This window comes from Bosea sp. 124 (assembly GCF_003046175.1).
In the GTDB taxonomy this organism is placed as follows: domain Bacteria; phylum Pseudomonadota; class Alphaproteobacteria; order Rhizobiales; family Beijerinckiaceae; genus Allobosea.
On the sequence record NZ_PZZM01000001.1, the window covers coordinates 4,616,559 to 4,640,436 of the forward strand.

The following is a 23,878-nucleotide window of genomic DNA, read 5'->3' on the forward strand; positions in this document are numbered from 1 at the left end:
GACCGGGCCGCGTCGTCGATGCCCTGCAATGCCGCGCGGCCCGCCTTTGATGTGCCGCTGCCGGAGAGACGCCGATGACCGACCGATTTCCGATCCCGAGCGGCATGCGAGGTTACAGGCTGGAATGGCTGCGCTTCGACCTGACGGCGGGCCTCGCCATCGCGGCCGTCGCCATTCCCAGCGCCATCGCATATCCTGCCATCGCGGGGCTGCCGGCCGAGGTGGGCCTCTATGCGAGCATCCTGCCGCTGGTCGGCTACGCGCTGTTCGGGCCGACGCGCAAGCTCATCGTCGGTCCGGACGCGGCGACCATGACGGTGCTCGCCGCCGCCCTTGCGAGCCTGCCGCTCGACAATCCGGCGGACCGGGTCGCGGCTGCGGCGGCGCTGGCGCTGATGGTCGGCGTGCTGTGCATCGTCGCGGCGAGACTGCGCCTCGGGATCGTGGCCTCGTTCCTGTCCCGCCCCATCCTGATCGGCTTCATCTGCGGGATTTCGATTTCGATCCTGATCGGTCAGATCGGACGCCTGACCGGCGTGCGCATCGAATCCGACGGGCTGGTGCTGCCGCTGCTCGAGATCGTGCGCAAGGCGGCGCTGATCCACTGGCCCTCGGTGTTGTTCGGCGGTGCGATGCTGGGGCTGCTCATGTTGCTGGCGCGCCTGCGCTCACCGGTTCCGGGGCCGCTCGTGGTGGTCTTCGTCGCGGGGCTGGCCTCGGCCGTGTTCGATCTCGAAGGCAGCGGCATGAAGGTGATCGGAAGCCTGCCGAACACGATGCCGGCCCTGTCCCTTCCCGACATATCCCGGCTGCCGCTCAGGGAGCTCTTCCTCGGCGCCGGAGCCGTCTGGCTGGTCGGCGTCAGTTCGGGCCTCGTCGCGGCGCGCAGCTTCGGCGCAAAGGACGGGTTCGAGGTCGATGCCGACCGCGAACTGACGGGTCTCGGCGCCGCCAACGTCTTCTCCGGCCTGTTCAGCGGCTTTCCGGTCACCGTTTCGGATTCGCGCACTGCGATCAACATCTCCACCGGCGGCCGTTCGCAGGTCGCAGGGCTGGTTGCGGCGTTCAGCCTGACGACGCTGCTGATCTTTCTCAACGATGCGCTGCGCCTGCTGCCCAATCCGGCATTGGGCGCGATCCTGATCTTCGCCGCGCTGAGCCTGATCGACGTCCAGGGCTTTCGCGAGATATGGCGGATCAGCCGGATCGAATTCGGCTTCGCCCTCATCAGCATGTGGGGTGCGATCAGCCTCGGCGTGCTCAGCGGCGTCGTTATCGCCATCGCCGGCACGCTGCTCCACATCCTGCTCAAGGAGATGCGCCCGCGCGATGCGCTGCTCGGCCGCATCCCCGGCCGGCCGGGCTTCTACAAGCTCCACAGGGCGGCGAGCGCCGCGCCGCTGCCCGGGATGGTGCTCTTCATGGTTCAGGGCAGCATTCTGTTCTTCAACGCGGACCATGTCCGCGCGCGGTTCGAAAGCGTCGCGGAGCAGGCGCCTCCCGGCACGGCATGGCTCGTGCTGGATGCGAGCGCCGTGGCCCAGATCGATGCGACGGCGGCGACCATGCTCGGGCATCTGCGGGGCGAGCTGGCCCGGAAGGGACTGACGCTCGCCGTTGCCGAACTCCACAAGGAGCCGAGCGACATCCTCCGGCGCGCCGGCTTTTTCGAGGGGCCAGAGGCGACGGTCCTCTTCGACGATCTCGAAGATGCGGTCCGGGCGCTGGCGAACGGGCGCGCGTGACGGCCTGCGAGAGGGCTAGCGGGCGGGTTCGCCGCCACCGTGTTCCCGGATCAGGATGTCGCCGCTAACGAGAAGCACCCAGAGCGGAAATACCAGAAACGTCCAGTCGACGATATGGCTGCCGAGCAGGATGATGGCCGCCGCGGCATAGCCGACGATCGCGGTCCAGCGTGCCGTGATGCCCGTCCGCAGAACGATCGTCGAAGCCGTCAACAGGAAGACGCTCGCGACCTTCATCGCGTAGATGCTCGTGAGATTATAGGCGAAGGCCCTCGCCAGGGTGAAGGTTACCGAGCCGGAGAGTTCGCGCGGCAGGGCCGCATGGGTGATCAGGATCGCGCCGATGGCGGCCGCTGCGGTGAACAGCATCCCGACGAACAGCAGGCCGCTGCCGAGGAAGACCGTCGCGAACAGCTTGTCCTCCTGCGGCCCCAGCCTGTCGCGCAACACGCCCATGAACCAGAGGAAGGCGATGCCGGCGAAGGGGATCAGGTTCAGGGCGAGCGCAACCTTCCAGGACTCGGTGCCGAGCCAATCCTCCGGATCGCTGGGATGCAGGCGCAAGGTCTGCTGCACGAGCAGGATCGCAAGGAGAAGCAGGACGGAGAACAGGATGCCGGCAACCGCTGCCGCCTTCGGTGTCTTCAGGCCGTCCGGAGCGTGGCGAAGGAAGGACACGATGCGGACCTCATCGGAACGGGATGCGGATGTCGCCCGGCCGTGCCTCTCGCAGCGCTATGGATCGACAGGTCGCAGAAGGCCAAGCCGCTCGGCGCAGGACACGAGTTCGACCACGGAGCGGAGCTGCATCTTTTCCATAACCTTCTGGCGATGGGCCTTCACGGTCCGCTCGGTCGTTCCGAGCTTGAAAGCGACCTGCTTGTTCATCTTGCCGCGGATGACGAGCTCGAAGACTTCCCGTTCGCGCCTGGTCAACTGCTGCAGACGCGCCATCACCATCCGCGCCCAGCCGTCCTGCGCGTGGGCCAGGCGATGTCGGGCGATCGCCTTGTCGATCGCCTCGATGAACTCATCGCGTTCCACGGGTTTCGTGAAGACGTCCTCGGCGCCGGCCTTCATCGCCTTGACGCCGGCGCGAACGTCGCCTTGTCCGGCCAGGAAGATCACGGGGAGTTTCGATCCGGCCTTGCTCAGCCGGTCGAACAGGTCGCGAACGACCGTGTCCGGGGCCGGCACGTCGATGACGATACAGCTTGCGCTTTCGTCGTCCGGTATCTGTTGAAGGATCTCGTCGGCGCTGCCATAGGCCTTGGTCCGATAGCCGCTGGACTGGAGCATATCGCCGATTCCCGCCTGGGAGACGGCGTCGCCATCGACGAGATGTACGAGTACTGACATGGCCTATCCCCCCGTCTTCCTGCCAGAGCTGTCGCCCGCGGCGAAAGCACCGGCGAGCACATGTGGCCTCAAGGCGCTTTCAGGACATCCCGATTGCAACGCTGGTATTTGGTCGCGATACCGGCTTCCAGGGCATTGAATCGGTAGAGGCCTCCGTCCTCGGCCATGGCGAGGATGGCCTGGGCCGAGTCGGTCGAGATGGTGGTCGTGCAGCGAAGGTTGACGATCTGCCGCTGGCCGCTCGTGCTGAGGCTGACGATGCGGCAGGTCGCGAGCGGCGTCGACAATCGCTGGCCGGCGACGATGAAGGCCGGTGCGAAGGCACTGGCCGGCCGCCGGAAGCTCACTGCTTTCGGCGTGGCGACGAAGACGCTGGCGCAGGGCACTCCCTCCTCGAGCCAGGCGCCCTGAAAGCGGTCCGCCTGCGCCTGCGCCTCTTGGAGCGGGACCATGGCCATGACCAAAACAGGCAGGGACAGCCGACCGATCATTGCCATCATCAACCCCTCCTCATCGCGTGATATCGCTCGCCGGCGAGGGGGCGCGTCTTGTCCGTCCGCGATCTCCCTGGACCGAAGTCAAAGCCGCAAACCGGCTTGCAGGTAGTAGGTTACGGTTTGCTACGGCGAGGGACGCCTGGTCGCGTCGCTCACTCGACTCCGGCCGCAAAGCGCGATTGCACCGGGAAGCCGGCCTGGATGGCGCCGCGAAGCAGGATGGCGCGGTCTCGCGGATTGAAATTGCGCTTGTCGAGCTCTCCGTCGAAATCGTCGAAGAAGCCCGGTCGCAGTCGAAGAAACTCAGTGCGGTGATGCGCGGTCTCCGTCTCCAGCTCCAGCCGGGCGAAGATGAGTGCAGCGACGAAGTGATAGATCGAGAACCTGCGCAAATTGGCGCGACGAATGAGATCGGCAGCCCGCGGATCGTCACCCTGCATATAGGCCGCGAGGGCGAGCAAGCCGATGTAGTAGTCGGAATGGCCTGGATTTCTGCTCATCGCGTCCTCGAGCAGAGCCGCGCCGCGCTGCCATTCTCCGGCCTGAGCCACCCGGCTGCCGAACTCGCCGAGCAGTTCGGTGTCGTTCGGGTTGAGGGCGAGGGCCTGCGAGCCGATCCGAAGTGCTTCCGCAGGCTCCTTGCTAAAGTAGAGGATCGTCATCAGCGCCTGCAGCGCCCGCACATTCTCCGGGTCGAGGCGCACGGCGCGCTCGGCAGCAGCCCGCGCCCGTTCGATCGGCGTGGGCGAGCCCGGCCGCGGATTGAGCCGAAAACGGTCCTCGTCGAGGTAGAGATAGGACAGCATCGCCCAGCCCGTCGCATGATCTGGATAGCTCGCGGTGAGCTGCTCGAGGCAATCGCGCGTCGGTGCATGCTCGTTCTGGTCGAGCACGGTGCGGTAGCGATAGAAGAGATAGGAGCAGCGATAGGCTTCCATGCCCTGGCTGGTCTTCCCCCGTGCGAGCGGCGGCGGCGTGCTGAAAATGATGCCGTAGGGCTGGGCGATCGCGGTGGCGACCTTCGAGGCGATCGTCATTTCGATGTCGACGATGTTGTTGGTACGCGGATCGGCATCATAGGCGCCGGACCAGACGACGGCGGATGTCTCGCCGTCGAGGACGCGGCTCGTCACCCTGAGCTTGCCCTCGGCGAGGCGCACGCTGCCCTCCAGAACGTAGCGGTTGCCGAAGCGGCGCCGGATCTCGGGCGCGGAGGTGTCCGCCGAGAGCGAATCCGACGTCTCGCGGCCGAAGACCGTCAACTCCTTGAAGCGGGCAAGCTGCGCCAGAAGCTCCTCGCCGATGCCGGCGGCGTAGTAGTTCGCGTCGGTATCCCTCGAGAGGTTGACGAAGGGTTTGACGATCAGGGACGGTCCCCCGGGCTGGGCCAGCCGCGTGGCGAAGGCGGATGGTTGCGACGGCGGCACAATCCAGACAAGTGCAGCCGCCGCCATCGTTGCCACAGCAACCGCGCCGACAAGCCAATGGCGCATCAGCCACGCATGGACGGCCGTGCCGAACTTGCCGTCGAGGCGCAGCCCCGGCCGAATTACGGTCTCTCCATCCTCCGCGTGGTGTTGCTGCCAGTGGAAGCGTGGGACGTAGCCGCCTTTGGGGATTTCCAGCAGGACCGGGTCGGCGCTGCCGCCGAGAAGATAGTAACGTTCCAGCGCGCGCCTGAGCCGCCCGGCTTCAATGCGAACGACGGGGTCGTTCTGAATGTCGAAATTCGCGTCCCGGCCGAAGACCTCGACCGCCACCGTATAAGCCTTGATGCGGTCGGCCCGGCCTTCGAGCGTCTGATTGACGACATAGGCCAGGAACTGGCGCACCCGTTCCGGCACGCTGAACGTCGCGCTGGCCAGGATCCGATCCAGCTGCGCGCGGACGTCGCTCGCGCAGGGTTCGGGGATCGCTTGGGCACAGGCGTCGTCGCGATTCTCGCAATCCGTAGGCCGTTGCCGTTCCATGGAACTAGCCCCCCCGGGCCGTAACTCCACGCAAGAACTTAGACACAGGGTCGGCAGTATCCCCGTAACATCCCGTTATTTACTCCCAATCTGCTCGCCCCGCCACATAATTTGGACTGCTCGCGGGGGGCTGGTTCCGATGGATCCGGGCGTTCTGGCTGCCGTCCGGCTTTTGCCGAGACACAAGCAGGCGATCGAGGAATTGGCGTTGGTCAGCGAGAGCGTCCGCAGCCTCTGCGGCGATCTCGCGGAGGCGGAGCAGGCTCTTCGGCGCTGGGAGGCGTCGGGGGCTCCGGGGACCGCCGCCCGATGTGTCGAGTACAGGCATCTCATTGACGGGCTCCTGGCGGAGCTTCGGCAGGCGGTTCACGAGCGACAGACCCAACCCAGAGGTCGGCACTAGGTTCGAAGCAGAGTTGCCCTTCAACGTGGAGAGTTCCGATGTCGAAGCACATGAGCTGGATCTTCGCTATTTCGCTGGCGGCGGGCGTTGCAGGGTGCGCGCCTGCTCCGATGGTGACCACCCAGACCGTGATCGTCGCCGGCGTCGGGCCGGTCGAGGTCGAGCAACTCGATGTCGAGATCGTCGACGTTCAGCCGGCCGAGCGCATCGTGCTGGTCCGGCAGGGCCGCAACACATGGCATGTCGCGGTCCCGGAGGTGTTCGGCAATCTGCAGAACATCCGCCCTGGTGACAGGGTCGAGATCCGGCGTGTCGAAGGCGCCATCCTCGGTGCCATGCGCGCCAGGAAAGGGGCCAGGCCCGGAGTCGTCTACACCGAGGCGGTCAGCGGGCCCTTCCAGAATCTGCCGGACAAGTTCGTCGTGCGCTCGCTGACGTTGACGGCAAGGTTCGAGAGTTTCGATCCGGGCACGGGTATCGTGAGCTATGTCGGGCCGGCGGGGCCGCGGAGCCTGATGGTCGTCGATCCCGTCATCAAGGCGGATCTCAGGCGCCTCCGGCGCGGCGACATGGTCGAGCTGACCTTCGCCGAGGCCTTCCATTTCCAGAAGTACTAGGTCCGTCGGCTCGAGGCCGCATGCAGGTCGCAGGCGTGCGGCCCGCTGCAGCGAAAGCGACAAGCGAGGAGAAGCGAGCCATGTCGACCGCCAGCCACGATCTCGCCATGGCAACGCTTGCCGACGAGAGCTTCATGTCTGCAGATGACCTTCGCAGCTACATGACGGACCTCGAAATGGCCAAGGCATCCAAGATGCTGGGCGCCATGGATAAAGCCGAGGAGGCCCGGCGGAAGCTCGTCGCCACGCTGCAGGACGAGATCGACGTCACGCCGGAGAAGATCGCGGAGATCAAGCACAGCCTGGCAACCAAGACCCGCGCGGCGGCCGGACGCGGCGAGACCGAAGTCCTCGTCATGCGCTTTCCGAGCGCGCTTTGCACAGATAAGGGCCGGGCGATCAACAATGCAGAGGCTGACTGGCCGACGACCCTGACCGGGCGCCCCCGGCAGGCCTATGAATTCTGGAGGGAGCATCTGCAGCCCGCAAAGTACCGGCTCCGGGCGATGATCATCGACTGGCCAGGCGGGCTGCCCGGGGACATCGCCTTCTTCCTGACCTGGTCCTAGCGTGCGTGGAGGCCGACGATGAAAGCCCATGCCGGCGAGCCGTTGAAGCGAAAGCCGTACGAGCGGAAGCTCAGGGACCTCCACGCCGAACTCGTCAAGGTTCAGGAATGGGCGAAGCACCGGGGTGCGAAGATCTGCATCGTCTTCGAGGGCCGCGACGGGGCCGGGAAGGGGGGCGTCATCAAGGCCCTCACGGAGCGGGTCAGCCCGCGGGTCTTTCGCGTGGTGGCGCTGCCGCCGCCGACGGAGCGAGAGCGTTCGCAGATGTATGTGCAGCGCTACCTGCCGCATCTGCCGGCTGCCGGCGAGATCGTGATCTTCGATCGCAGTTGGTACAATCGTGCCGGCGTCGAGCGCGTCATGGGCTTCTGCACGGAGGAGCAGGCCAGAAGCTTTCTCCAGGTCGTGCCGGCGGTCGAGAAGGCGATCGTCGATTCCGGAACGATCCTGCTCAAATACTGGCTTGAGGTGACCGAGAAGGAACAGACGCAGCGCATCCAGGAACGGATCACGGATCCGCGCAAGATCTGGAAGCTCTCGCCGATGGATCTGAAGTCATACAGCCGTTGGTACGACTACTCGCGTTCGCGCGACGAGATGTTCCGCGCGACCGATACGACCTGGGCTCCCTGGTTTGCCGTTCACTCGGACGACAAGAGAAGAACGCGGTTGAACATCATTTCGCATATCCTTGCTTCGGTTCATTACGAGGCGCCGCCTCGCGAGAAGATCAAGCTGCCGAAGCGACAAAAATCCGACGACTACGAGGAACCTGATTTCGCACGGAACTGGGTCCCGGACGTATCCTGACGCCGTGAGGGAAAGCGGTGGGGACGTCGACACCAGAGCTGCCTTGCGTTCCTCCTCGACGGCGGCTCACTCCTCCCGGCCCCAGCTGCGCAGGCGTCTGATCGCGGCTGCGGGGTCGGAGGGGCGTCGCTGCCACAGGCCATGCAGCAGGCCGACCAGGAAGAACAGCGCGAAGCTCGGCAGGGCGATGGCGATGGGCGCGGTGACGACGCCCATGGCGCAGCCGCCGGAATCGCCGACACCGCATTTGGGGTCGAAGATCATCGCGCCGAAGACGAGGATGACCGCCAGCAATGGGCCGAGCAGCAGGCCCCACAGCCCGGCGCGCAACGCCTTGGAGAACAGCCGGCCCATCTTCGCTCCTCGATGAAACGCCAGGCTAGCAAGGGGGCTGCGGGCTGTCATGTCGTGCAGCCGACGCCCGGTCGCGCTTGCCGCGGCGCAGCATGCGGCGTAAACCGCGCCGGCTGCCGTTTGCGCGGCTTCGCCTTGATCGTGCCCGAAAAGCCCGTCATCGCGGCGCTGGCTTTTCGGGGATAGCCGGTCCCGCCATTCCCGGCCTTCAGGACAGGCGCGGCCCGATCGGTCGCGAGGATGCACATGCCTTCGCTCAGTCCCGCGCTCGACCGCCTCGCGGCCATGGCCTCCGTCAGCCATGCCCGCGCCTGCGCGCTGCTCGTGCTTTTGTCGCTGGCTGCCTTCCTGCCCGGCTTCCACACGCTGCAACCGCTCGACCGCGACGAGCCGCGCTTCGCCCAGGCGAGCAAGCAGATGCTCGAGACGCGCGACTTCGTCGACATCCGCTTCCAGGAGGAGGCGCGGCACAAGAAGCCGGTGGGGATCTACTGGCTCCAGAGTGCAACGGTGGCAGCCGGCGAGGCGCTCGGCGTGCCCGAGGCGCGCGCACAGATCTGGCTTTACCGCATCCCCTCTCTGATCGGCGCGGTCGCGACCGTGTTGCTGAGCTACTGGGCGCTGCTGGCTTTCGTCGGCCCGCGCCTGGCGCTGCTCGGCGCGGCGCTGATGGCAGCTTGCGTCCTGCTCGGCGTCGAGGCCCGCATCGCCAAGACCGACGCGCTGCTGGCGGCCTGTGCGGTCGCAACCATGGGCGCGCTGGCACGGACCTGGCTGGACTGGACGCGTTCCCTGGCCTTCGTGCCGAGTTCGCGCAATTGGCTCGTCTTCTGGGGTGCGACGGCGCTCGGCCTGCTGCTCAAGGGGCCGATCGTTCCCATGGTCTGGGGCCTCGCCATCCTCGTCCTCAGCATCCGGGAGCGCAGCTTCCGCTGGCTCGCGCCGCTGCGCTTCGGTCGCGGCCTGCTGCTCTGCCTCGTGGTCGTGCTGCCCTGGTTTGTCGCGATCGCCTGGAAGACCGGCGGCAGCTTCTTCGCCGAGAGCGTCGGGCAGGACATGCTCGGCAAGGTCGCGGAGGGGCAGGAGAAGCATTGGGGACCGCCGGGGCTCTACCTGCTGATCTTCTTCGGCACCTACTGGCCGGCCGCTGCCTTCGCCGCGATGGCGGTGCCTTTCGCCTGGGTCCGGCGGCGCGAACCGCAGGTGCTGTTCCTGCTGGCCTGGGTCGTGCCGTCCTGGATCGTGTTCGAGGCCGTGCCGACCAAGCTGCCGCATTACGTGCTGCCGCTCTACCCGGCGATCACGGCGCTGCTCCTGCTCGCGGTCGTCAATGGCGGGATCGACCGCTTCCGGCGTGGCGCGGTCGCGACGGCGCTGCTCGTCGTGCTGGTGCCGCTCGTGCTGATCGGCGTCATCATCGGTGCGAATTGGTCGCTTGACGGCACGCTGCCCTATCTCGCTCTGCCCTTCCTGCTGCTGGCGCTGGCTGTTGCCGTCAGCGTCGTTGCAGCCTTTCGCCGCCGCGATTTCGAGGGTGCGCTCTGGCGCTGCGTGCTGGCCAGTCTGCTGCTTGGCGTCGGCGTCTATGGCTTCGCCGTCGAGAGCCTGCGTGCGTTCAAGCTGTCGCCGCGGCTGGCCGAGGCGGCGCGTTCGGTCGGCTGCGCCGATCCGGCCGTGATGACCGTCGGCTATCGCGAGCCGAGCCTCGTCTTCCTGACCGGAACCAGGCTCGCCATGGGCGTCGACGGCGCGGCTGCCGCTGCATTCCTCAACCCGCCCGGCTGCCGCATCGTCTTCGTCGAGTCGCGATACATGGCGGGCTTCCAGACGGCGCTTGGCCAGTCGGGGTTGACACCGCGGCTGGTTACCACGATCCGCGGCTTTAACCTGAATGGCGGCCGCCGGCTCGAGATGGCGGTCTATGCGCGGCCGTGACAGCGCCGCGGGAGCGCCGCGTTCGAAGATCGTTTCGAAGTTCCTTGCCCTGTCGGCCTCGCTGACGCAGGTTGCGGGCCGTTTTGCCGGATGATGCTCTGTTGACCGAACCTTCTCTCCTTGCACCACTGATCAGCGTGGTCGTCCCCGTCCGCAACGAGGTCGGCAATGTCGTGCCGCTGCTCGCCGACATCGAGACCGCCTGCGTGGCGATCGGCGCCTTCGAGGTCGTCTTCGTCAATGACGGATCGAGCGACGGCACGCCGGCGGCCTTGACGGAACTCGCTGCCAGCCGACCCTGGCTGCGCATCGTCACCCACGCGCAGTCCTGCGGCCAGAGCGCGGCGGTGAGGAGCGGCGTCCGCCATGCCCGCGCGCCGGTCGTCGCCACGCTCGACGGCGACGGCCAGAACGACCCTGCCTTCCTGCCGGCGATGCTCGAGGCGCTTCAACGGGCCGGGATGCAGGCCGGGCTGGTCCAGGGACAGCGCGTCGGGCGCAAGGATACCGGCTTCAAGAAGCTGCAGTCGCGCATCGCCAACGGTGTGCGCGGCCGATTGCTCAAGGACGGCACGCGCGATGCCGGCTGCGGACTGAAATGCTTCCGGCGCGAGGCCTATCTGGCGCTGCCCTATTTCGACGCGCTGCACCGCTTCATGCCGGCGCTGATGGTGCGCGAGGGCTATGCCGTGGTGCATGTCGACGTCCGCGACCGGCCGCGCCTCAGCGGCGTCTCGAATTACGGCTTCTTCGACCGGCTCTGGGTCGGCATCCTCGATCTCGTCGGGGTGTGGTGGCTGATCCGCCGCCGCAAGCGCGTCCCGCAGATCGTCACGGAGGCACAATCGTGATCATCTCGATCGGCCATGCGGTCTCGGACTACATCTACGACGTCTTCGTGCTGAAGTTCGACTTCTGGCTTGCCTTCGGCATTGTCGCGCAACTGCTCTTCACCGCGCGTTTTCTCGTGCAATGGCTTGCCAGTGAACGCGAAGGCAATTCGGTGATGCCGCTGTCCTTCTGGTATTTCTCGATGGCGGGCGGCCTGATGACGCTGGTCTACGGCGTCGTCAGGCGCGAACCCATCATCATCATGGGCCAGGCGCTGGCGATGGTGATCTATACGCGCAACCTGGTGCTGATCTTCCGCAACCGGCGGCGCCAGCGCGGCTCCCGGGCCTGACGCGGCGCCCTGCGGCGCCGCGCGCGTCTTCAGCCCGCCGCGCGCAGCCTGGCGAAGCCGGCGTCCAGATCGGCCTTGAGGTCGTCGAGGTCTTCCAGCCCGATATGGATGCGGATCGTCGGGCCCTTGAAGCCCGGCGTCGTCGCCGTGCGGTAGGCCTTGCAGTCGAAAGGCAGGACGAGGCTCTCATAGCCGCCCCAGGACGCCCCCATGCCGAACAGGGTGAGGCCGTCCAGCATCGCCGCCACGGCCGTCATTGAGACGGGCGCCAGTTCAAAGCCGAAGAGCGAGGAGGCGCCGGTGAAGTCGCGCTTCCAGAGTGCGTGTCCGGGGTCCTCGGGCAGGGCCGGGTGCATGACGCGGGCGACTTCGGGACGCGCGGCGAGCCACTGCGCCATGGCGATGCCGGCCGGCATCTGCTCCTTCAGGCGGATCGCCATGGTGCGCATGCCGCGCAGCGTCAGGAAGGCGTCCTCCGGCGCGATGATGACACCGAGCTGCTCCCAGCTCTGGCGGAGCTGCTTGTAGAGCTCCGGCGTCCGGGCCGAGATCGTGCCGATCAGCACGTCGGAATGGCCGGCATAGTATTTGGTGCCGGCCTGCACGCTGACATCGACGCCCGCCTTGTGGCTGTCGAAGAACAGCGGCGTCGCCCAGGTGTTGTCCATCATCACCAGGATGTCGCGGGCATGGGCGGCAGCGACGATGGCCGGGATGTCCTGCATCTCGAAGGTCTGGGAGCCCGGCGCCTCGGTCCAGACCGCCCTGGTGTTGGCCTTGAACAGGCCGGCGATGCCGGCCCCGATCGTCGGGTCGTAATAGGTCGTCTCGATGCCCATGCGCTTCAGCATTGACTCGCAGAAATTGCGCGTCGGCCGATAGACGCTGTCGGTCACCAGGACGTGATCGCCTGCCGAGAGGAAGGCGAGGAAGGGCAGCGTGCAGGCGAGCAGGCCCGACGGCGTGACCACCGTGCCGGCGCCGCCCTCGATCGTGTTGCAGGCGGCAATGAGCGCGTCGATCGTGGGATTGCCCTGCGTGCCGTAGGAGTAGCGTGCCTTGCGGGCGAGAAAATCCTCGGTCGAGGGATAGACCACGGTCGAGCCGCGCACGATTGGCGGGTTGACGAAGCCATAGCTGTCGGACGGATCGCGGCCGGCCATGACGAGACGGGTTCTCTCGCCGAGACGAGCGAATTCGGAGGGAGGCAGCTTTTTCATGGATCCGGCTGGCGCTTGGTCGTCTGCGGGGGAATGCGGTCAGGCTTGACCACCCCCACAAACTCGCATGTGATGTATGCAGCGGACAAGGGACGGTCCCGGTGGGGACCGTTGCTTGACGCTCATGCGGGGCTCTGGCAATCGACGGAAGGGACGTCGCTTATTTTCTGTGCAATCGAGCGGGCCTGAGGCCCGCCGGCGACGAAACGGATGAAGGCCTGCCGGTCGAATCCGGCGGGAGACCTCAATGGGAGAGAGTTCAATGAAAAAGTTCATGACAGCCGCCATCGCAGGGCTCGGGCTCGCGTTCTCGGCTTCGGTCGTGTCGGCCCAGGCGCCTGCGACGCTGGCCCAGGTCAAGCAGCGCAACATCGTCAACTGCGGCTCGAACACCGGCCTTGCCGGCTTCGGCGTGCCGGACGCCCAGGGCAACTGGGGTGGCCTCGACGTCGAGTTCTGCCGCGCCGTCGCCGCCGCGATCTTCAACGATCCGGCCAAGGTCAAGTTCATCCCGCTTTCGGCCAAGGATCGGTTCACCGCGCTGCAGTCCGGCGAAGTCGACCTGCTGGTGCGCAACTCGACCTGGACGATGACGCGCGATGCCTCGCTCGGTCTGCTCTTCACCGGCGTGAACTACTATGACGGCCAGGGTTTCATGGTCCGCAAGAAGCTCGGCGTCACCTCGGCGCTGCAGCTTTCCGGCGCCTCGGTCTGCACCCAGCAGGGCACGACGACCGAACTCAACCTCGCCGACTTCTTCCGCGCCAACAACCTGAAATACGAGGTCGTCGCCTTCGCCTCGTCCGACGAGACGGTGAAGGCCTATGACGCCGGTCGCTGCGACGCCTTCACGACGGATGCCTCGGGCCTCTATGCCGAGCGCCTCAAGCTGACGGCGCCGGACGAGCACATGGTGCTGCCCGAGATCATCTCCAAGGAGCCGCTCGGCCCGTCGGTCCGCAACAACGATCCGCAGTGGTTCAACCTGGTGAAGTGGGTCCACTTTGCCATGCTGAACGCCGAGGAACTCGGCGTGACCAAGGCCAATGTCGACGAGATGCTGAAGTCGCCGAATCCGGAAATCAAGCGTCTGCTCGGCACCGAGGGCAAGTTCGGCGAGACCATCGGGCTGACCACCGACTGGGTCTACCGGATCGTCAAGCACATCGGCAATTACGGCGAGTCCTTCGAGCGGAACGTTGGCACCGGCTCGCTGCTGAAGATCGCCCGCGGCCAGAACGGTCTCTGGACCAAGGGCGGCCTGCAATACGCTCCGCCGGTTCGCTGAGGCTTTTCGACGGGCGCCGACCACCTCGGCGCCCGTCATTTTTTCACCGGATCCAGAGCCTGGATTGAGCCAAAAGGAGGGGGTGCCAGGCAGGGTGCTTGGTCCGGGACTTGCAAGGTAGCCGAGAACGGGCAGGAACCCGTTCCGCCAACAGGGGAAACAGGCATGAAGAAGATTTTCGCCGCGGCGCTCGTCGCCGCCGCAACCACGGTATGCGTCGGCGGGGCGCAGGCTCAAACCGGACTGCTGGGCCAGATCAAGACCAAGGGCGTCCTGACCTGCGGTGTCGGCCCCGGTCTTGCCGGCTTCGGCATCCCCGACGCCCAGGGCGTCTGGAGCGGGCTCGACGTCGATCTCTGCCGGGCCATCTCGGCCGCGATCTTCAACGATCCGAACAAGGTCAAGTACATCCCGCTCTCGTCGAAGGACCGCTTCACGGCGCTCCAGTCGGGCGAGGTCGACCTGCTCTCCCGCAACACCACCTGGACGATGTCGCGCGACACCTCGCTCGGGCTGAATTTCGCGGGCATCAACTACTATGACGGCCAGGGCTTCCTGGTCCGCAAGAAGCTCGGCGTCGATTCGGCGCTGAAGCTGGCTGGCGCCTCGGTCTGCACCCAGCAGGGCACGACGACCGAACTGAACCTCGCCGACTTCTTCCGCGCCAACAAGATGAAGTACGAGGTCGTCGCCTTCGCCTCAGCCGACGAGACGATCAAGGCCTATGAATCGGGCCGCTGCGACGCCTTCACCACGGACGCCTCGGGCCTCTATGCCGAGCGCCTGAAGCTTTCGGTGCCGGCCGACCATATCGTGCTGCCGGAGATCATCTCGAAGGAGCCGCTCGGGCCGGTCGTGCGCCATGGCGACGACAATTGGCTCGACGTGGTGAAATGGACCCATTTCGCCATGCTGAACGCCGAGGAACTCGGCATCACCAAGGCCAATGTCGACGAGATGCTGAAATCCGAGAACCCGGAGATCAAGCGCGTGGTCGGCACCGAGGGCAAGTTCGGCGAGGCGATCGGCCTGACCAATGACTGGGCCTACCGCATCGTCAAGCATGTCGGCAATTACGGCGAGTCCTTCGAGAAGAACGTCGGCACCGGCTCGCTTCTGAAGATCGCTCGCGGCCAGAATGCGCTCTGGACCAAGGGCGGGCTGCAATACGCCCCGCCGATCCGCTGACCGGGCGGCGCGGCGCCCCCTGGTGTCGCGCCATCCCCCCAAGGGCACGGACAGCAGCGCGACCGGCGACGGATTTCCCGCCGTCGCCGGATCGCCGGCCGCAACATGCGACGAAGAGGGCGTAACAGGTGTCGACCATCCCGACCGAAACGGCTCAACCGGGCAGGGCCTCGCTGTTTTATGATCCGAAGATCAGAGGCTATGTCTATCAGATCGTCCTGATCGCGGTCGTCGGCTTCCTGATCTGGTCCGCCGCGTCCAATGCGATCGAGAACCTGCGGGCGCAGAAGATCGCCTCGGGCCTCGGCTTCTGGCACAACGCTGCCGGCTTCGACGTCAACCAGAAACTGATCCCGTTCAGCGCGTCGGGCTCGACCTATGGTCAGGCCTTCTGGGTTGGTCTGCTCAACACGCTGCTGGTCGCCGCCATCGGCATCGTGCTCTCGACCTTTCTCGGCTTTTTTGTCGGCGTCGCCAGGCTGTCCAGCAACTGGGTACTGTCGAAGCTCGCGATGATCTATGTCGAGGTCATCCGCAACCTGCCGCTGCTGCTGCAGCTGTTCTTCTGGTACAACGCGGTGCTGAAGCCGCTGCCGGATGCGCGCAACTCGATCGCGCTGCCGGGCAGCATCTTCCTGAACAATCGCGGCCTGATCCTGCCGAACCCGCAATTCGCGCCGGCTTTCCAGGCTGTCGTGATCGCCTTCTTCATCGCCGTCGTCGCCGCGATCGCCTTCTACACCTGGTCGAAGAAGCAGCAGGAGCGGACCGGCAGGCAGTATCCCAACGGCCTGATCTCGCTGGGGCTGATCCTCGGCGTGCCCCTGCTGGTCTATTTCATCGCCGGGCAGCCGCTCTCCTTCGAACTGCCGCAGCAGGGCCGCTTTAACCTCACCGGCGGCCTGCAGATCTTCCCGGAATTCGTCGCGCTGCTGATCGGCCTGACGACCTATACCGCCGGTTTCATCGCGGAGGTCGTGCGCGCCGGCATCCTCGCCGTCTCGAAGGGGCAGACGGAGGCCGCCAATGCGCTCGGCCTGCGGGCCGGCCCGACGCTGAAGCTGGTGGTGATCCCGCAGGCGATGCGCGTGATCATCCCGCCGCTGACCTCGAACTACCTCAACCTGACCAAGAACTCCTCGCTGGCGGTTGCGATCGGCTATCCCGATCTCGTGCAGGTCTTCACCGGCACGGTGCTGAACCAGACCGGCCAGGCGCTCGAGGTCGTCGCCATCACCATGGCGGTCTATCTGACCATCTCGCTCGTGACGTCGCTGTTCATGAATATCTACAACAAGCGCATGGCGCTGGTGGAACGGTGAGGGCGCAGAGATGACCGACGCAACGCTCGAAAACGCACCCTACGCCTTCGTCCGCAAGGAGACGCTGGAGCAGGAGGCCGCGCCGCTCACGGTGGCCGGTCCGGTCGCCTGGATCCGGAACAACCTGTTCTCCGGCCCCGTCAATTCGCTGATGACGCTGGTCTGCCTCTATATCGTGGTGACCAGCGTGCCTGATCTGGTGCGCTTCTATTTCATCGACGCTGTCTGGAGCGGGGCCAACCGCGACGCCTGCCTGGCCGAAAAGGCCGGCCGGCCGGTGGGCGCATGCTGGGCCTATGTCGCCGACCGCCTGCAGTACTTCATCTACGGCTCCTATCCGGTGCAGCAGCGCTGGCGGGTCAACATCGTCTTTGCGATGTTCGCGCTCGGCGTGGTCTGGATGCTGTGGGACCGGGCTCCGCTGAAAAAGGTCGGCGGGTTCTTCTTCTTCGTGATGCTGCCGATCAGCGCCTATCTGCTGCTGCTCGGAGGCGACGGCGCGGAGAGCTTCCTGCGCTTCCTGATCCTGCTCACCTTCGCGCTGGCGATGCTCTATCTCGTGCTCTCCTTCGTGCCCAGGCTCGCGCGCTTCTGGGTTCCGCCGGCGCTGCTGGCGGTCGAGGAAGCGGCGCTGCCCTGGCAGCGCTTCTACCGGCCCAAGCGCCTGATCCTGATGGCGATGGTGATCTTCGGCTTCGTCGCGGTGCTGGCGAACTCCGTCGGGCTGCCGCGGGTCGACACCGGCCTGTGGGGCGGCATGATGGTGACCTTCCTGATCGCGGCGGTCGGCATCGTGTTCTCGCTGCCGCTCGGCGTGATCCTGGCGCTGGGGCGCCGCTCGAAGCTGCCGATCATCCAGTTGCTCTCGGTGATCTTCATCGAGTTCGTGCGTGGCGTGCCGCTGATCACCGTGCTGTTCATGGCCAACACCATGCTGCCGCTGTTCGTGCCGCAGGAGTATTCGCCGGACCGCCTGCTGCGGCCGCTGATCGGCGTGGCGCTGTTCGCGGCGGCCTATATGGCCGAGGTCATCCGCGGCGGCCTGCAGGCGATCCCGAAGGGCCAGTACGAGGGCGCGATGTCGCTGGGCCTCGGCTACTGGCAGATGATGCGACTGATCATCCTGCCGCAGGCGCTGCGCATCGTGATCCCGGGCATCGTCAACACCTTCATCGGGCTGTTCAAGGATACGACGCTGGTCACCATCGTCGGCATCTTCGACTTCCTGAGGACGATCGAGGCGACCTTGGTCGATCCGACCTGGGCGACGCCGACCACCCGCGCGACGGGCTATGCCTTCGCCGCGATGTTCTATTTCCTGTGCTGCTGGGGGATGTCGCGCTACTCGATCGCGGTCGAGAAGCGCCTCGCCGCCGGCCAGAGACGCTAAAAGGACCACGATCATGGCAATGGCAGATCTGAAGACGACCGATACGCGTCCTGCAGCCCTGAAGGCAACGGCGCTGAACACGGCCACCGCCGTCGAGATGGTCGGCGTCAACAAGTGGTACGGCGAGTTCCACGTGCTGCGCGACATCAATCTGAAGGTTTCGCGCGGCGAGAAGCTGGTGATCTGCGGGCCGTCCGGCTCGGGCAAATCGACGATGATCCGATGCATCAACCGGCTGGAGGAGCACCAGAAGGGCTCGATCATCGTCGACGGGACGGAACTGACCAACGATCTCAAGAAGATCGACGAGATCCGCCGCGATGTCGGCATGGTCTTCCAGCACTTCAATCTGTTCCCGCATCTGACGATCCTGGAGAACCTGACGCTGGCTCCGATCTGGGTACGCAAGATGCCCAAGAAGGACGCCGAGGAGATCGCGATGCACTATCTCAAGCGCGTCAAGATTCCGGAGCAGGCGGCGAAGTACCCCGGCCAGCTCTCGGGCGGCCAGCAGCAGCGCGTCGCGATCGCGCGCTCGCTGTGCATGAGCCCGAAGATCATGCTGTTCGACGAGCCGACCTCGGCGCTCGACCCCGAGATGGTCAAGGAGGTGCTCGACACCATGGTCTCGCTCGCCGAAGAAGGCATGACCATGCTCTGCGTCACCCACGAGATGGGCTTTGCCCGCCAGGTCGCCGACCGCGTCATCTTCATGGATGCCGGCCAGATCGTCGAGTCGAACGAGCCCAACGAGTTCTTCAAGAACCCGCAGCACGAGCGCACCAAGCTCTTCCTCAGCCAGATCCTGCATTGAGGCGCGTTCGAGAGGTTCGCTTTCCAATCGGAGTGCTGTGCCTTTCAGAGTGAGCTGCGACTTCGGACCGGGTCCGACGATGTGAAACAGCAGATGAAGCGTCGGCGCGATCCGGCGCTTCATCTGTTTGATAACACAGGCTGTTCTGGCCCCGATCCCTGCTCGCGGCGAGGGCTGGCCGGGTTCGGGGCGGAACAAAGTCGTTTCGCGGCGGTTGCCCTCTGCAAATCGGAGGAACAACCATGAAACCCTTCATTCCCGCTTTGCTGGCCGCCCTCATCACGACGGGTGGTGCCTATGCCCAGTCGATCAGCGTCGGTCCCGGCGGGGTCGAGGTCGATCCGCGCTCACCGCGCGAACGCGCTGTCGATCGTGAAATCCGCCGCGAGGAGCGTGCGCGTGACCGCGAGCGCTACTATCGGGTTCGCGACCGTGGCGATTGCCGCACCATCACGACGGTTCGCGAGACGCCGCGCGGCGAGGTCCGCCGCACCGAGCGCGTCTGCGACTGACGGTCCAGTCTCATTCTGGAAAAGGCCCGCCTTGCGAACGCAAGGCGGGCCTTTTCGTTGCTGCTGGTGGCGCTGCTACTTGCCGTCGCGCGCCTTCACGGCCACGTCCGGGAAATCGGAGAAGAGACCGTCGATGCCGAGCGCCAGGAAGGCCTTGTATTCGGCCGCGGGGTCGCCGTTGAAATTGGAGGCCAGCCGCTTCGGCTCGCTACGGAAGGTCCAGCTATGGACGAGGAGGCCAGCCGCATGGGCGTTCTTCACCACATCCGTCGGCGGCAACAGGACGCGGTCGCGCTCGTCGATGACGCCGTCCTTGTTGATGTCCTGCGGCTTGCCGTCGTCGCCGATGACCTGCTTGCCCGCCATCAGATAGGGCTTCCAGGGGGCGACGATGTCGGCATAGGTCGCGATCTCTTTCAGCCCTTCGGCTGAGAGCAGATCCTGGAAGCTGCGCTTGTCGCCGAGCACGACCAAATCATAAGGCTTGTCGAAGGGCGCCGCGAGGCTGACGCGGCCATCCTTGTCGACGCCATCGCCATCGACGAGCTGGCTGAGCCGCACCTGCGTCTTGCCACGCAGATATTTGAGATTGGCCGTCTCGAAGCTCTGGATGATGACGGGCGAGGACTTGTCGGTCCAGCCGGCGGCCTTGAGCGCATCGAGCAGGCGGTCTTCGAGTGGCAGGCCGATCGCGGCATGGAAGATCGGGTGCTTGGTCTCGGGATAGATGCCGATGGTCCGGCCGAGGCGGGCGCTCTCCGACTTGGCGAGGTCGATGATCTCCTGGAAGGTCGGGATCTCGTATTTGCCGTCATGCGACGGGTCGCGATCGGCGAAGGCCTGCCTGGCGCGCAGCGTCTTGATCTCGGCCAGGGTGAAATCACCGGCGAACCAGTCGGTCGTCTCGATGCCGTCGAGCTTGCGGGTGGTCTTGCGGCTGGCGAATTCGGGGCGGTTTGCGACGTCGGTCGTGCCGCTCATCACGGGCTCGTGGCGCGCGACCAGCACGCCGTCCTTCGTCGCCACGAGATCGGGCTCGATGAAGTCGGCACCCTGTTCGATCGCGAGCTTGTAGGATTCGAGCGTGTGCTCGGGGCGGTAGCCGCTGGCGCCGCGATGGCCGACGATCAGCGGCTTCTGGCCGAAAAGCGTGGGCGTGGCGGTCTGGGCCAGGCCGGCCTGGGGCGCGAGCGCTGCAAGGCCGAGGCAGGCTGCAATGCTGGCGGTGAGGAGGGTCTTCGTCATCATGGCACTGATCCTTGGTCGCGTCGTTTCCGGCGCGACCCTGGTCGGGCGATGTGACAGGCGGTTGAAGCCGCCTTCATGCATCGTCGCTCAGCGGCGCGGGCCGTTCTCGAGCGTGGTCTTGGCGTCGAGGCGCTTGGCGGGCGGCGGGGTCAGGTCCGGTGGCGGCGTCGTGGCGCAGGCGGCGAGCGCGAGAGCGAGAAGAGAAGCGAGAGCGAGATGGCTGGCGCGCTGCATGGATCGGAACCTTTTGTTGCAAGAGGCAGTTGCCTCGTGTTTCAGCCTGTGGAAGGACCGCGTCAAGAGTATGTCGTCGGGCGCGCCATGACTGCGCGTCATGTTTGAAATCGTCCAATCTCGATATTGGCCCGCACAATCGCCGGCGCGTCGAAGACGCGTCCGGCACCGGAATTCGCCGCCATGACAAGTTCAGCACCATGACGCCCGCCGCCCGCATCAGCGCCGCCATCGAGGTGCTGGACGAAATCATCCAGCGCCGCCGCCCGGCTTCGGACGCGCTCAAGGACTGGGGCCTGTCGCGCCGCTTCGCGGGTTCGAAGGATCGTGCCGCCATCGCCTCGCTGGTCTATGACGCGCTGCGCCGGAAGTCGTCGAGCGCGTTCGCCATGGGCGCCGAGACGCCGCGCGCCCTGGTGCTCGGCATGCTCGCGCGCCTGCGCGGCCACAGCGTCGAGGAGATCGCGGCGCTTTGCTCGGGCGAGAACCACGCGCCGCTGCCGCTTTCGGCCGACGAGCGGGCGAGCCTCTCGACGCTGGCGTTCGACGGCGCGGCGGACTGGATCCGCGCCGACGTGCCGGAATGGCTCTGGCCGGCCTTCGCCACCGGTTTCGGGTCTGACGCCGTCGGGGAGGGCCAGGCCCTCGCCGGGCGCGCGCCGATCGACATCCGCGCCAACCGGCTGAAGACGACCCGCGCGGCGCTGACGGCGGAGCTCGCCCATGCCGCACCGGAGACGGGAGCGCTATCGCCGGACGCGCTGCGCTTCCAGCCCGGCCATGACGGGCGTGGCCCTTCGCTGCAGGCCGAACCGGCCTTCTTCGCCGGAGGCTTCGAGATCCAGGACGAAGGCTCGCAGCTTGTGACATTGCTGGCTGGCGCACGGCCGGGTCAGACGGTGATCGACCTTTGTGCCGGCGCCGGTGGCAAGACGCTGGCGCTGGCGGCGCTGATGGCCAATCAGGGGCGGCTCTTCGCGACCGATCTCGACAGCCGCCGTCTCGCACCGCTGCATGAGCGGCTGGCGCGCTCGGGCGCCAGCATTGTCGAGATCCGGATTCCGCGTTCGCGCGGCCATGAACCGCTGGCCGATGTCGAGGGGCAGGCCGATCTCGTGGTGGTTGACGCGCCCTGCACCGGCTCGGGCACCTGGCGGCGCAACCCGGATGCGAAATGGCGGGTGCGGCCGGGTGCGCTGGCCGAGCGCATCAAGGACCAGGCCGAGGTTCTGGCCCGCGCCGGCCGGCTGGTCAGGCCCGGCGGCCGGATCGCCTATGTCACCTGCTCGGTCCTGCCCGAGGAGAATGACGGGGCCGTCTCCGCTTTCCTGGCGCGACATGCCGGCTTCTCCCCTGTCCCGCTGGCGCAGGTGCTGGCGTCGGAGGAGGGGGACTTCGGCCCGCTGGCGCGCTTTGCGACCAGCCATGGCCTGCAGCTCTCGCCGCGACGCAGCGGAACTGACGGCTTCTACCTGGCCTGCGTCCAGCGCGGAGCCTGACACGGCAAACAGGCCGTTGCACGCCATCGCGCGATGGCTTAACCGAGCGCGATGACGAGCGAAACTCACCACGACTCCATCCTCATCATCGACTTCGGTTCGCAGGTGACGCAGCTGATTGCGCGGCGCATCCGCGAGATCGGCGTCTATTGCGAGATCGCGCCGTTCCAGTCGGCCTCCGAGGCGTTCCAGCGGCTGAAGCCGAAGGGCGTGATCTTCTCGGGCGGCCCGGCCTCGGTGCCCGACGCAGGCTCGCCGCGCGCGCCGCAGGAGGTGTTCTCGACAGGGTTGCCGGTGCTGGGCATCTGCTATGGCCAGCAGACGATGGCCGAGCAGCTTGGCGGCAAGGTCGAGAGCGGGCATGCGGCCGAGTTCGGCCGCGCCGATGTCGAGATCGTCACGCCATCCGCCTTGTTCGACGGCGTCTGGGAGGAGGGCGGCCGCTATCCGGTCTGGATGAGCCATGGCGACCGCGTCACGCAGTTGCCCGCCGGCTTCACGGTCAAGGCGACCTCGGAGAACGCGCCCTATGCGGTGGCGAGCGACGAGGCGCGGCGCTTCTACTCCACCATGTTCCACCCCGAGGTCGTGCATACGCCCGATGGCGGCAAGCTCCTGCGCAATTTCGTCGTGACCATCTGTGGCTGCAAGCCGGACTGGAGCATGTCGGCCTATCGCGCCGAAATGCAGAAGAAGATCCGCGAGCAGGTCGGCACTGGCCGGGTCATTTGCGGCCTGTCGGGCGGCGTCGATTCCGCCGTTGCCGCCGTGCTGATCCATGAGGCGATCGGCGACCAGCTCACCTGCGTCTTCGTCGATCACGGGCTGATGCGGATGAACGAGGCGGAGGAGGTCGTCCGCCTGTTCCGCGACCACTACAACATCCCGCTCGTCCATGTCGAAGCTGAAGAGCTTTTCCTGTCGGAGCTGGCGAAATGCGGCTCGGACCCCGAGGCCAAGCGCAAGACTATCGGTCGGCTCTTCATCGACGTCTTCGATGCCGAGGCGGCCAAGATCGGCGGCGCGGACTTCCTGGCTCAGGGCACGCTGTATCCCGACGTGATCGAGAGCGTCTCGTTCAGCGGCGGGCCGTCGGTCACGATCAAGTCGCACCACAATGTCGGCGGGCTGCCCGAGCGCATGAAGATGAAGCTCGTCGAGCCGCTGCGCGAGCTTTTCAAGGATGAGGTCCGCGTGCTCGGCCGCGAACTCGGTCTGCCGGAGGCCTTCGTCGGGCGCCATCCCTTCCCGGGGCCGGGCCTCGCCATCCGCTGCCCCGGCGAGATCACCCGGGAGAAGCTCGACATCTTGCGCAAGGCGGATGCGATCTACCTCGACGAAATCCGCAAGGCCGGTCTCTACGATGTGATCTGGCAGGCCTTCGCCGTGCTGCTGCCGGTGCGCACCGTCGGCGTGATGGGCGACTATCGGACCTATGACCATGTCTGCGCGCTGCGCGCCGTGACCTCGGTCGACGGGATGACGGCGGATTTCTACCCCTACGACATGGCGTTCCTCGGCCGCACCGCGACCCGCATCATCAACGAGGTCAAGGGCATCAACCGCGTCGTCTACGACGTGACCAGCAAGCCGCCCGGCACGATCGAGTGGGAGTGACGAAGGTTTCGCGCTGACAGGGCGGGGGCATCGGTTCTCCGTTATGGCCTCTGGCCAAACACAGTTCTGCTGTCGATCGATTTGGGCCGGTTCCGCATCACAGC

General features: G+C 66.2%; 23 protein-coding genes. 15 read left to right on the forward strand and 8 right to left on the reverse strand.

Annotated elements, in window-relative coordinates:
* Window positions 1-74: 74 nt before the first annotated feature.
* Window positions 75-1,745: a SulP family inorganic anion transporter gene (locus C8D03_RS21865; protein WP_108049648.1), complete on the forward strand. Its 1,671-nt coding sequence runs from the start codon at window positions 75-77 to the stop codon at window positions 1,743-1,745.
* A gap of 15 nt (window positions 1,746-1,760) precedes the next feature.
* Here the strand turns inward: C8D03_RS21865 and C8D03_RS21870 are convergent, their stop codons facing one another.
* From C8D03_RS21870 to C8D03_RS21885, 4 genes are all read right to left on the reverse strand, one after another.
* Window positions 1,761-2,423 carry a hypothetical protein gene (locus tag C8D03_RS21870; protein WP_248308567.1) on the reverse strand — a complete coding sequence of 221 codons (663 nt, stop codon included), beginning with the start codon at window positions 2,421-2,423 and terminating at the stop codon, window positions 1,761-1,763.
* Between the two features lie 57 nt (window positions 2,424-2,480).
* Window positions 2,481-3,104, reverse strand: coding sequence for a response regulator transcription factor (locus C8D03_RS21875; protein ID WP_108049652.1), 624 nt, complete (start codon window positions 3,102-3,104; stop codon window positions 2,481-2,483).
* Window positions 3,105-3,172: 68 nt separating this feature from the next.
* Window positions 3,173-3,604 (reverse strand): hypothetical protein, encoded by a 432-nt coding sequence (locus C8D03_RS21880; protein ID WP_108049654.1) that lies wholly within the window; start codon window positions 3,602-3,604, stop codon window positions 3,173-3,175.
* Window positions 3,605-3,753: 149 nt separating this feature from the next.
* Complete coding sequence (locus C8D03_RS21885; protein WP_248308568.1) at window positions 3,754-5,571, reverse strand: adenylate cyclase; 1,818 nt, start codon at window positions 5,569-5,571, stop codon at window positions 3,754-3,756.
* 441 nt (window positions 5,572-6,012) lie between these two features.
* Here C8D03_RS21885 and C8D03_RS21895 point away from each other — a divergent pair, with 441 nt between their 5' ends.
* The 3 genes from C8D03_RS21895 to ppk2 all read left to right on the forward strand — a co-directional run bounded on the left by C8D03_RS21895 (window position 6,013) and on the right by ppk2 (window position 7,970).
* Window positions 6,013-6,591, forward strand: a complete 579-nt coding sequence (locus C8D03_RS21895) for a hypothetical protein (protein WP_108049659.1) — start codon at window positions 6,013-6,015, stop codon at window positions 6,589-6,591.
* 80 nt (window positions 6,592-6,671) lie between these two features.
* Complete coding sequence (locus C8D03_RS21900) at window positions 6,672-7,160, forward strand: hypothetical protein (protein ID WP_108051887.1); 489 nt, start codon at window positions 6,672-6,674, stop codon at window positions 7,158-7,160.
* An 18-nt stretch (window positions 7,161-7,178) separates the two neighbouring features.
* The gene (gene ppk2 / locus C8D03_RS21905) at window positions 7,179-7,970 is read left to right on the forward strand and encodes a polyphosphate kinase 2 (RefSeq protein ID WP_108049661.1); all 792 of its coding nucleotides are present in this window, start codon (window positions 7,179-7,181) and stop codon (window positions 7,968-7,970) included.
* Between the two features lie 66 nt (window positions 7,971-8,036).
* Here the strand turns inward: ppk2 and C8D03_RS21910 are convergent, their stop codons facing one another.
* Window positions 8,037-8,324 carry a hypothetical protein gene (locus C8D03_RS21910; protein ID WP_108049663.1) on the reverse strand — a complete coding sequence of 96 codons (288 nt, stop codon included), beginning with the start codon at window positions 8,322-8,324 and terminating at the stop codon, window positions 8,037-8,039.
* Between the two features lie 246 nt (window positions 8,325-8,570).
* On the opposite strand from C8D03_RS21910, the gene C8D03_RS21920 reads away from it, so the two are divergent.
* From C8D03_RS21920 to C8D03_RS21930, 3 genes are all read left to right on the forward strand, one after another.
* Window positions 8,571-10,259, forward strand: a complete 1,689-nt coding sequence (locus tag C8D03_RS21920; protein WP_248308569.1) for an ArnT family glycosyltransferase — start codon at window positions 8,571-8,573, stop codon at window positions 10,257-10,259.
* Window positions 10,260-10,360: 101 nt separating this feature from the next.
* Window positions 10,361-11,110, forward strand: coding sequence for a glycosyltransferase family 2 protein (locus tag C8D03_RS21925; RefSeq protein WP_108049669.1), 750 nt, complete (start codon window positions 10,361-10,363; stop codon window positions 11,108-11,110).
* Window positions 11,107-11,442: a lipid-A-disaccharide synthase N-terminal domain-containing protein gene (locus C8D03_RS21930; RefSeq protein ID WP_108049671.1), complete on the forward strand. Its 336-nt coding sequence runs from the start codon at window positions 11,107-11,109 to the stop codon at window positions 11,440-11,442. The genes C8D03_RS21925 and C8D03_RS21930 overlap by 4 nt, the downstream gene beginning before the upstream one ends.
* 29 nt (window positions 11,443-11,471) lie before the next feature.
* Here the strand turns inward: C8D03_RS21930 and metC are convergent, their stop codons facing one another.
* Complete coding sequence (metC, locus tag C8D03_RS21935; protein ID WP_108049673.1) at window positions 11,472-12,662, reverse strand: cystathionine beta-lyase; 1,191 nt, start codon at window positions 12,660-12,662, stop codon at window positions 11,472-11,474.
* Window positions 12,663-12,924: 262 nt separating this feature from the next.
* Here metC and C8D03_RS21940 point away from each other — a divergent pair, with 262 nt between their 5' ends.
* The 6 genes from C8D03_RS21940 to C8D03_RS21965 all read left to right on the forward strand — a co-directional run bounded on the left by C8D03_RS21940 (window position 12,925) and on the right by C8D03_RS21965 (window position 19,176).
* Window positions 12,925-13,950 (forward strand): amino acid ABC transporter substrate-binding protein, encoded by a 1,026-nt coding sequence (locus C8D03_RS21940; protein WP_108049675.1) that lies wholly within the window; start codon window positions 12,925-12,927, stop codon window positions 13,948-13,950.
* Window positions 13,951-14,115: 165 nt separating this feature from the next.
* Window positions 14,116-15,138 carry an amino acid ABC transporter substrate-binding protein gene (locus C8D03_RS21945; RefSeq protein WP_108049677.1) on the forward strand — a complete coding sequence of 341 codons (1,023 nt, stop codon included), beginning with the start codon at window positions 14,116-14,118 and terminating at the stop codon, window positions 15,136-15,138.
* A gap of 128 nt (window positions 15,139-15,266) precedes the next feature.
* On the forward strand, window positions 15,267-16,460 hold the full coding sequence (locus C8D03_RS21950) for an amino acid ABC transporter permease (RefSeq protein ID WP_248308571.1): 1,194 nt from the start codon (window positions 15,267-15,269) through the stop codon (window positions 16,458-16,460).
* 10 nt (window positions 16,461-16,470) lie between these two features.
* Window positions 16,471-17,850 carry an amino acid ABC transporter permease gene (locus C8D03_RS21955; protein ID WP_108049679.1) on the forward strand — a complete coding sequence of 460 codons (1,380 nt, stop codon included), beginning with the start codon at window positions 16,471-16,473 and terminating at the stop codon, window positions 17,848-17,850.
* 97 nt (window positions 17,851-17,947) lie between these two features.
* Entirely contained in the window at window positions 17,948-18,664 is a 717-nt protein-coding gene (locus tag C8D03_RS21960; RefSeq protein ID WP_108051889.1) for an amino acid ABC transporter ATP-binding protein, read from the forward strand.
* A 242-nt stretch (window positions 18,665-18,906) separates the two neighbouring features.
* Entirely contained in the window at window positions 18,907-19,176 is a 270-nt protein-coding gene (locus C8D03_RS21965) for a hypothetical protein (protein ID WP_108049681.1), read from the forward strand.
* A 75-nt stretch (window positions 19,177-19,251) separates the two neighbouring features.
* On the opposite strand, the gene C8D03_RS21970 is transcribed toward C8D03_RS21965, so the two are convergent.
* Complete coding sequence (locus C8D03_RS21970) at window positions 19,252-20,424, reverse strand: glycerophosphodiester phosphodiesterase (RefSeq protein ID WP_210203950.1); 1,173 nt, start codon at window positions 20,422-20,424, stop codon at window positions 19,252-19,254.
* Between the two features lie 87 nt (window positions 20,425-20,511).
* The gene (locus tag C8D03_RS26545) at window positions 20,512-20,658 is read right to left on the reverse strand and encodes a hypothetical protein (protein WP_181301165.1); all 147 of its coding nucleotides are present in this window, start codon (window positions 20,656-20,658) and stop codon (window positions 20,512-20,514) included.
* A 200-nt stretch (window positions 20,659-20,858) separates the two neighbouring features.
* On the opposite strand from C8D03_RS26545, the gene C8D03_RS21975 reads away from it, so the two are divergent.
* Window positions 20,859-22,157, forward strand: coding sequence for an RsmB/NOP family class I SAM-dependent RNA methyltransferase (locus C8D03_RS21975; protein WP_108051891.1), 1,299 nt, complete (start codon window positions 20,859-20,861; stop codon window positions 22,155-22,157).
* 51 nt (window positions 22,158-22,208) lie between these two features.
* Window positions 22,209-23,774, forward strand: a complete 1,566-nt coding sequence (gene guaA, locus C8D03_RS21980; protein WP_108049683.1) for a glutamine-hydrolyzing GMP synthase — start codon at window positions 22,209-22,211, stop codon at window positions 23,772-23,774.
* Window positions 23,775-23,878: the final 104 nt, after the last annotated feature.

Coding starts and splice junctions, on each gene's coding strand:
- C8D03_RS21945 (WP_108049677.1), top strand. CDS start 14,116: ATGAAGAAGATTTTCGCCGCGGCGCTCGTCGCCGCCGCAACCACGGTA.
- C8D03_RS21920 (WP_248308569.1), top strand. CDS start 8,571: ATGCCTTCGCTCAGTCCCGCGCTCGACCGCCTCGCGGCCATGGCCTCC.
- guaA (WP_108049683.1), top strand. CDS start 22,209: ATGACGAGCGAAACTCACCACGACTCCATCCTCATCATCGACTTCGGT.
- C8D03_RS21895 (WP_108049659.1), top strand. CDS start 6,013: ATGTCGAAGCACATGAGCTGGATCTTCGCTATTTCGCTGGCGGCGGGC.
- C8D03_RS21880 (WP_108049654.1), bottom strand. CDS start 3,604: ATGATGGCAATGATCGGTCGGCTGTCCCTGCCTGTTTTGGTCATGGCC.
- C8D03_RS21865 (WP_108049648.1), top strand. CDS start 75: ATGACCGACCGATTTCCGATCCCGAGCGGCATGCGAGGTTACAGGCTG.
- C8D03_RS21940 (WP_108049675.1), top strand. CDS start 12,925: ATGAAAAAGTTCATGACAGCCGCCATCGCAGGGCTCGGGCTCGCGTTC.
- C8D03_RS26545 (WP_181301165.1), bottom strand. CDS start 20,658: ATGCAGCGCGCCAGCCATCTCGCTCTCGCTTCTCTTCTCGCTCTCGCG.
- C8D03_RS21970 (WP_210203950.1), bottom strand. CDS start 20,424: ATGATGACGAAGACCCTCCTCACCGCCAGCATTGCAGCCTGCCTCGGC.
- C8D03_RS21960 (WP_108051889.1), top strand. CDS start 17,948: ATGGTCGGCGTCAACAAGTGGTACGGCGAGTTCCACGTGCTGCGCGAC.
- C8D03_RS21965 (WP_108049681.1), top strand. CDS start 18,907: ATGAAACCCTTCATTCCCGCTTTGCTGGCCGCCCTCATCACGACGGGT.
- metC (WP_108049673.1), bottom strand. CDS start 12,662: ATGAAAAAGCTGCCTCCCTCCGAATTCGCTCGTCTCGGCGAGAGAACC.
- C8D03_RS21975 (WP_108051891.1), top strand. CDS start 20,859: ATGACGCCCGCCGCCCGCATCAGCGCCGCCATCGAGGTGCTGGACGAA.
- C8D03_RS21875 (WP_108049652.1), bottom strand. CDS start 3,104: ATGTCAGTACTCGTACATCTCGTCGATGGCGACGCCGTCTCCCAGGCG.
- C8D03_RS21910 (WP_108049663.1), bottom strand. CDS start 8,324: ATGGGCCGGCTGTTCTCCAAGGCGTTGCGCGCCGGGCTGTGGGGCCTG.
- C8D03_RS21955 (WP_108049679.1), top strand. CDS start 16,471: ATGACCGACGCAACGCTCGAAAACGCACCCTACGCCTTCGTCCGCAAG.
- C8D03_RS21900 (WP_108051887.1), top strand. CDS start 6,672: ATGTCGACCGCCAGCCACGATCTCGCCATGGCAACGCTTGCCGACGAG.
- C8D03_RS21885 (WP_248308568.1), bottom strand. CDS start 5,571: ATGGAACGGCAACGGCCTACGGATTGCGAGAATCGCGACGACGCCTGT.
- ppk2 (WP_108049661.1), top strand. CDS start 7,179: ATGAAAGCCCATGCCGGCGAGCCGTTGAAGCGAAAGCCGTACGAGCGG.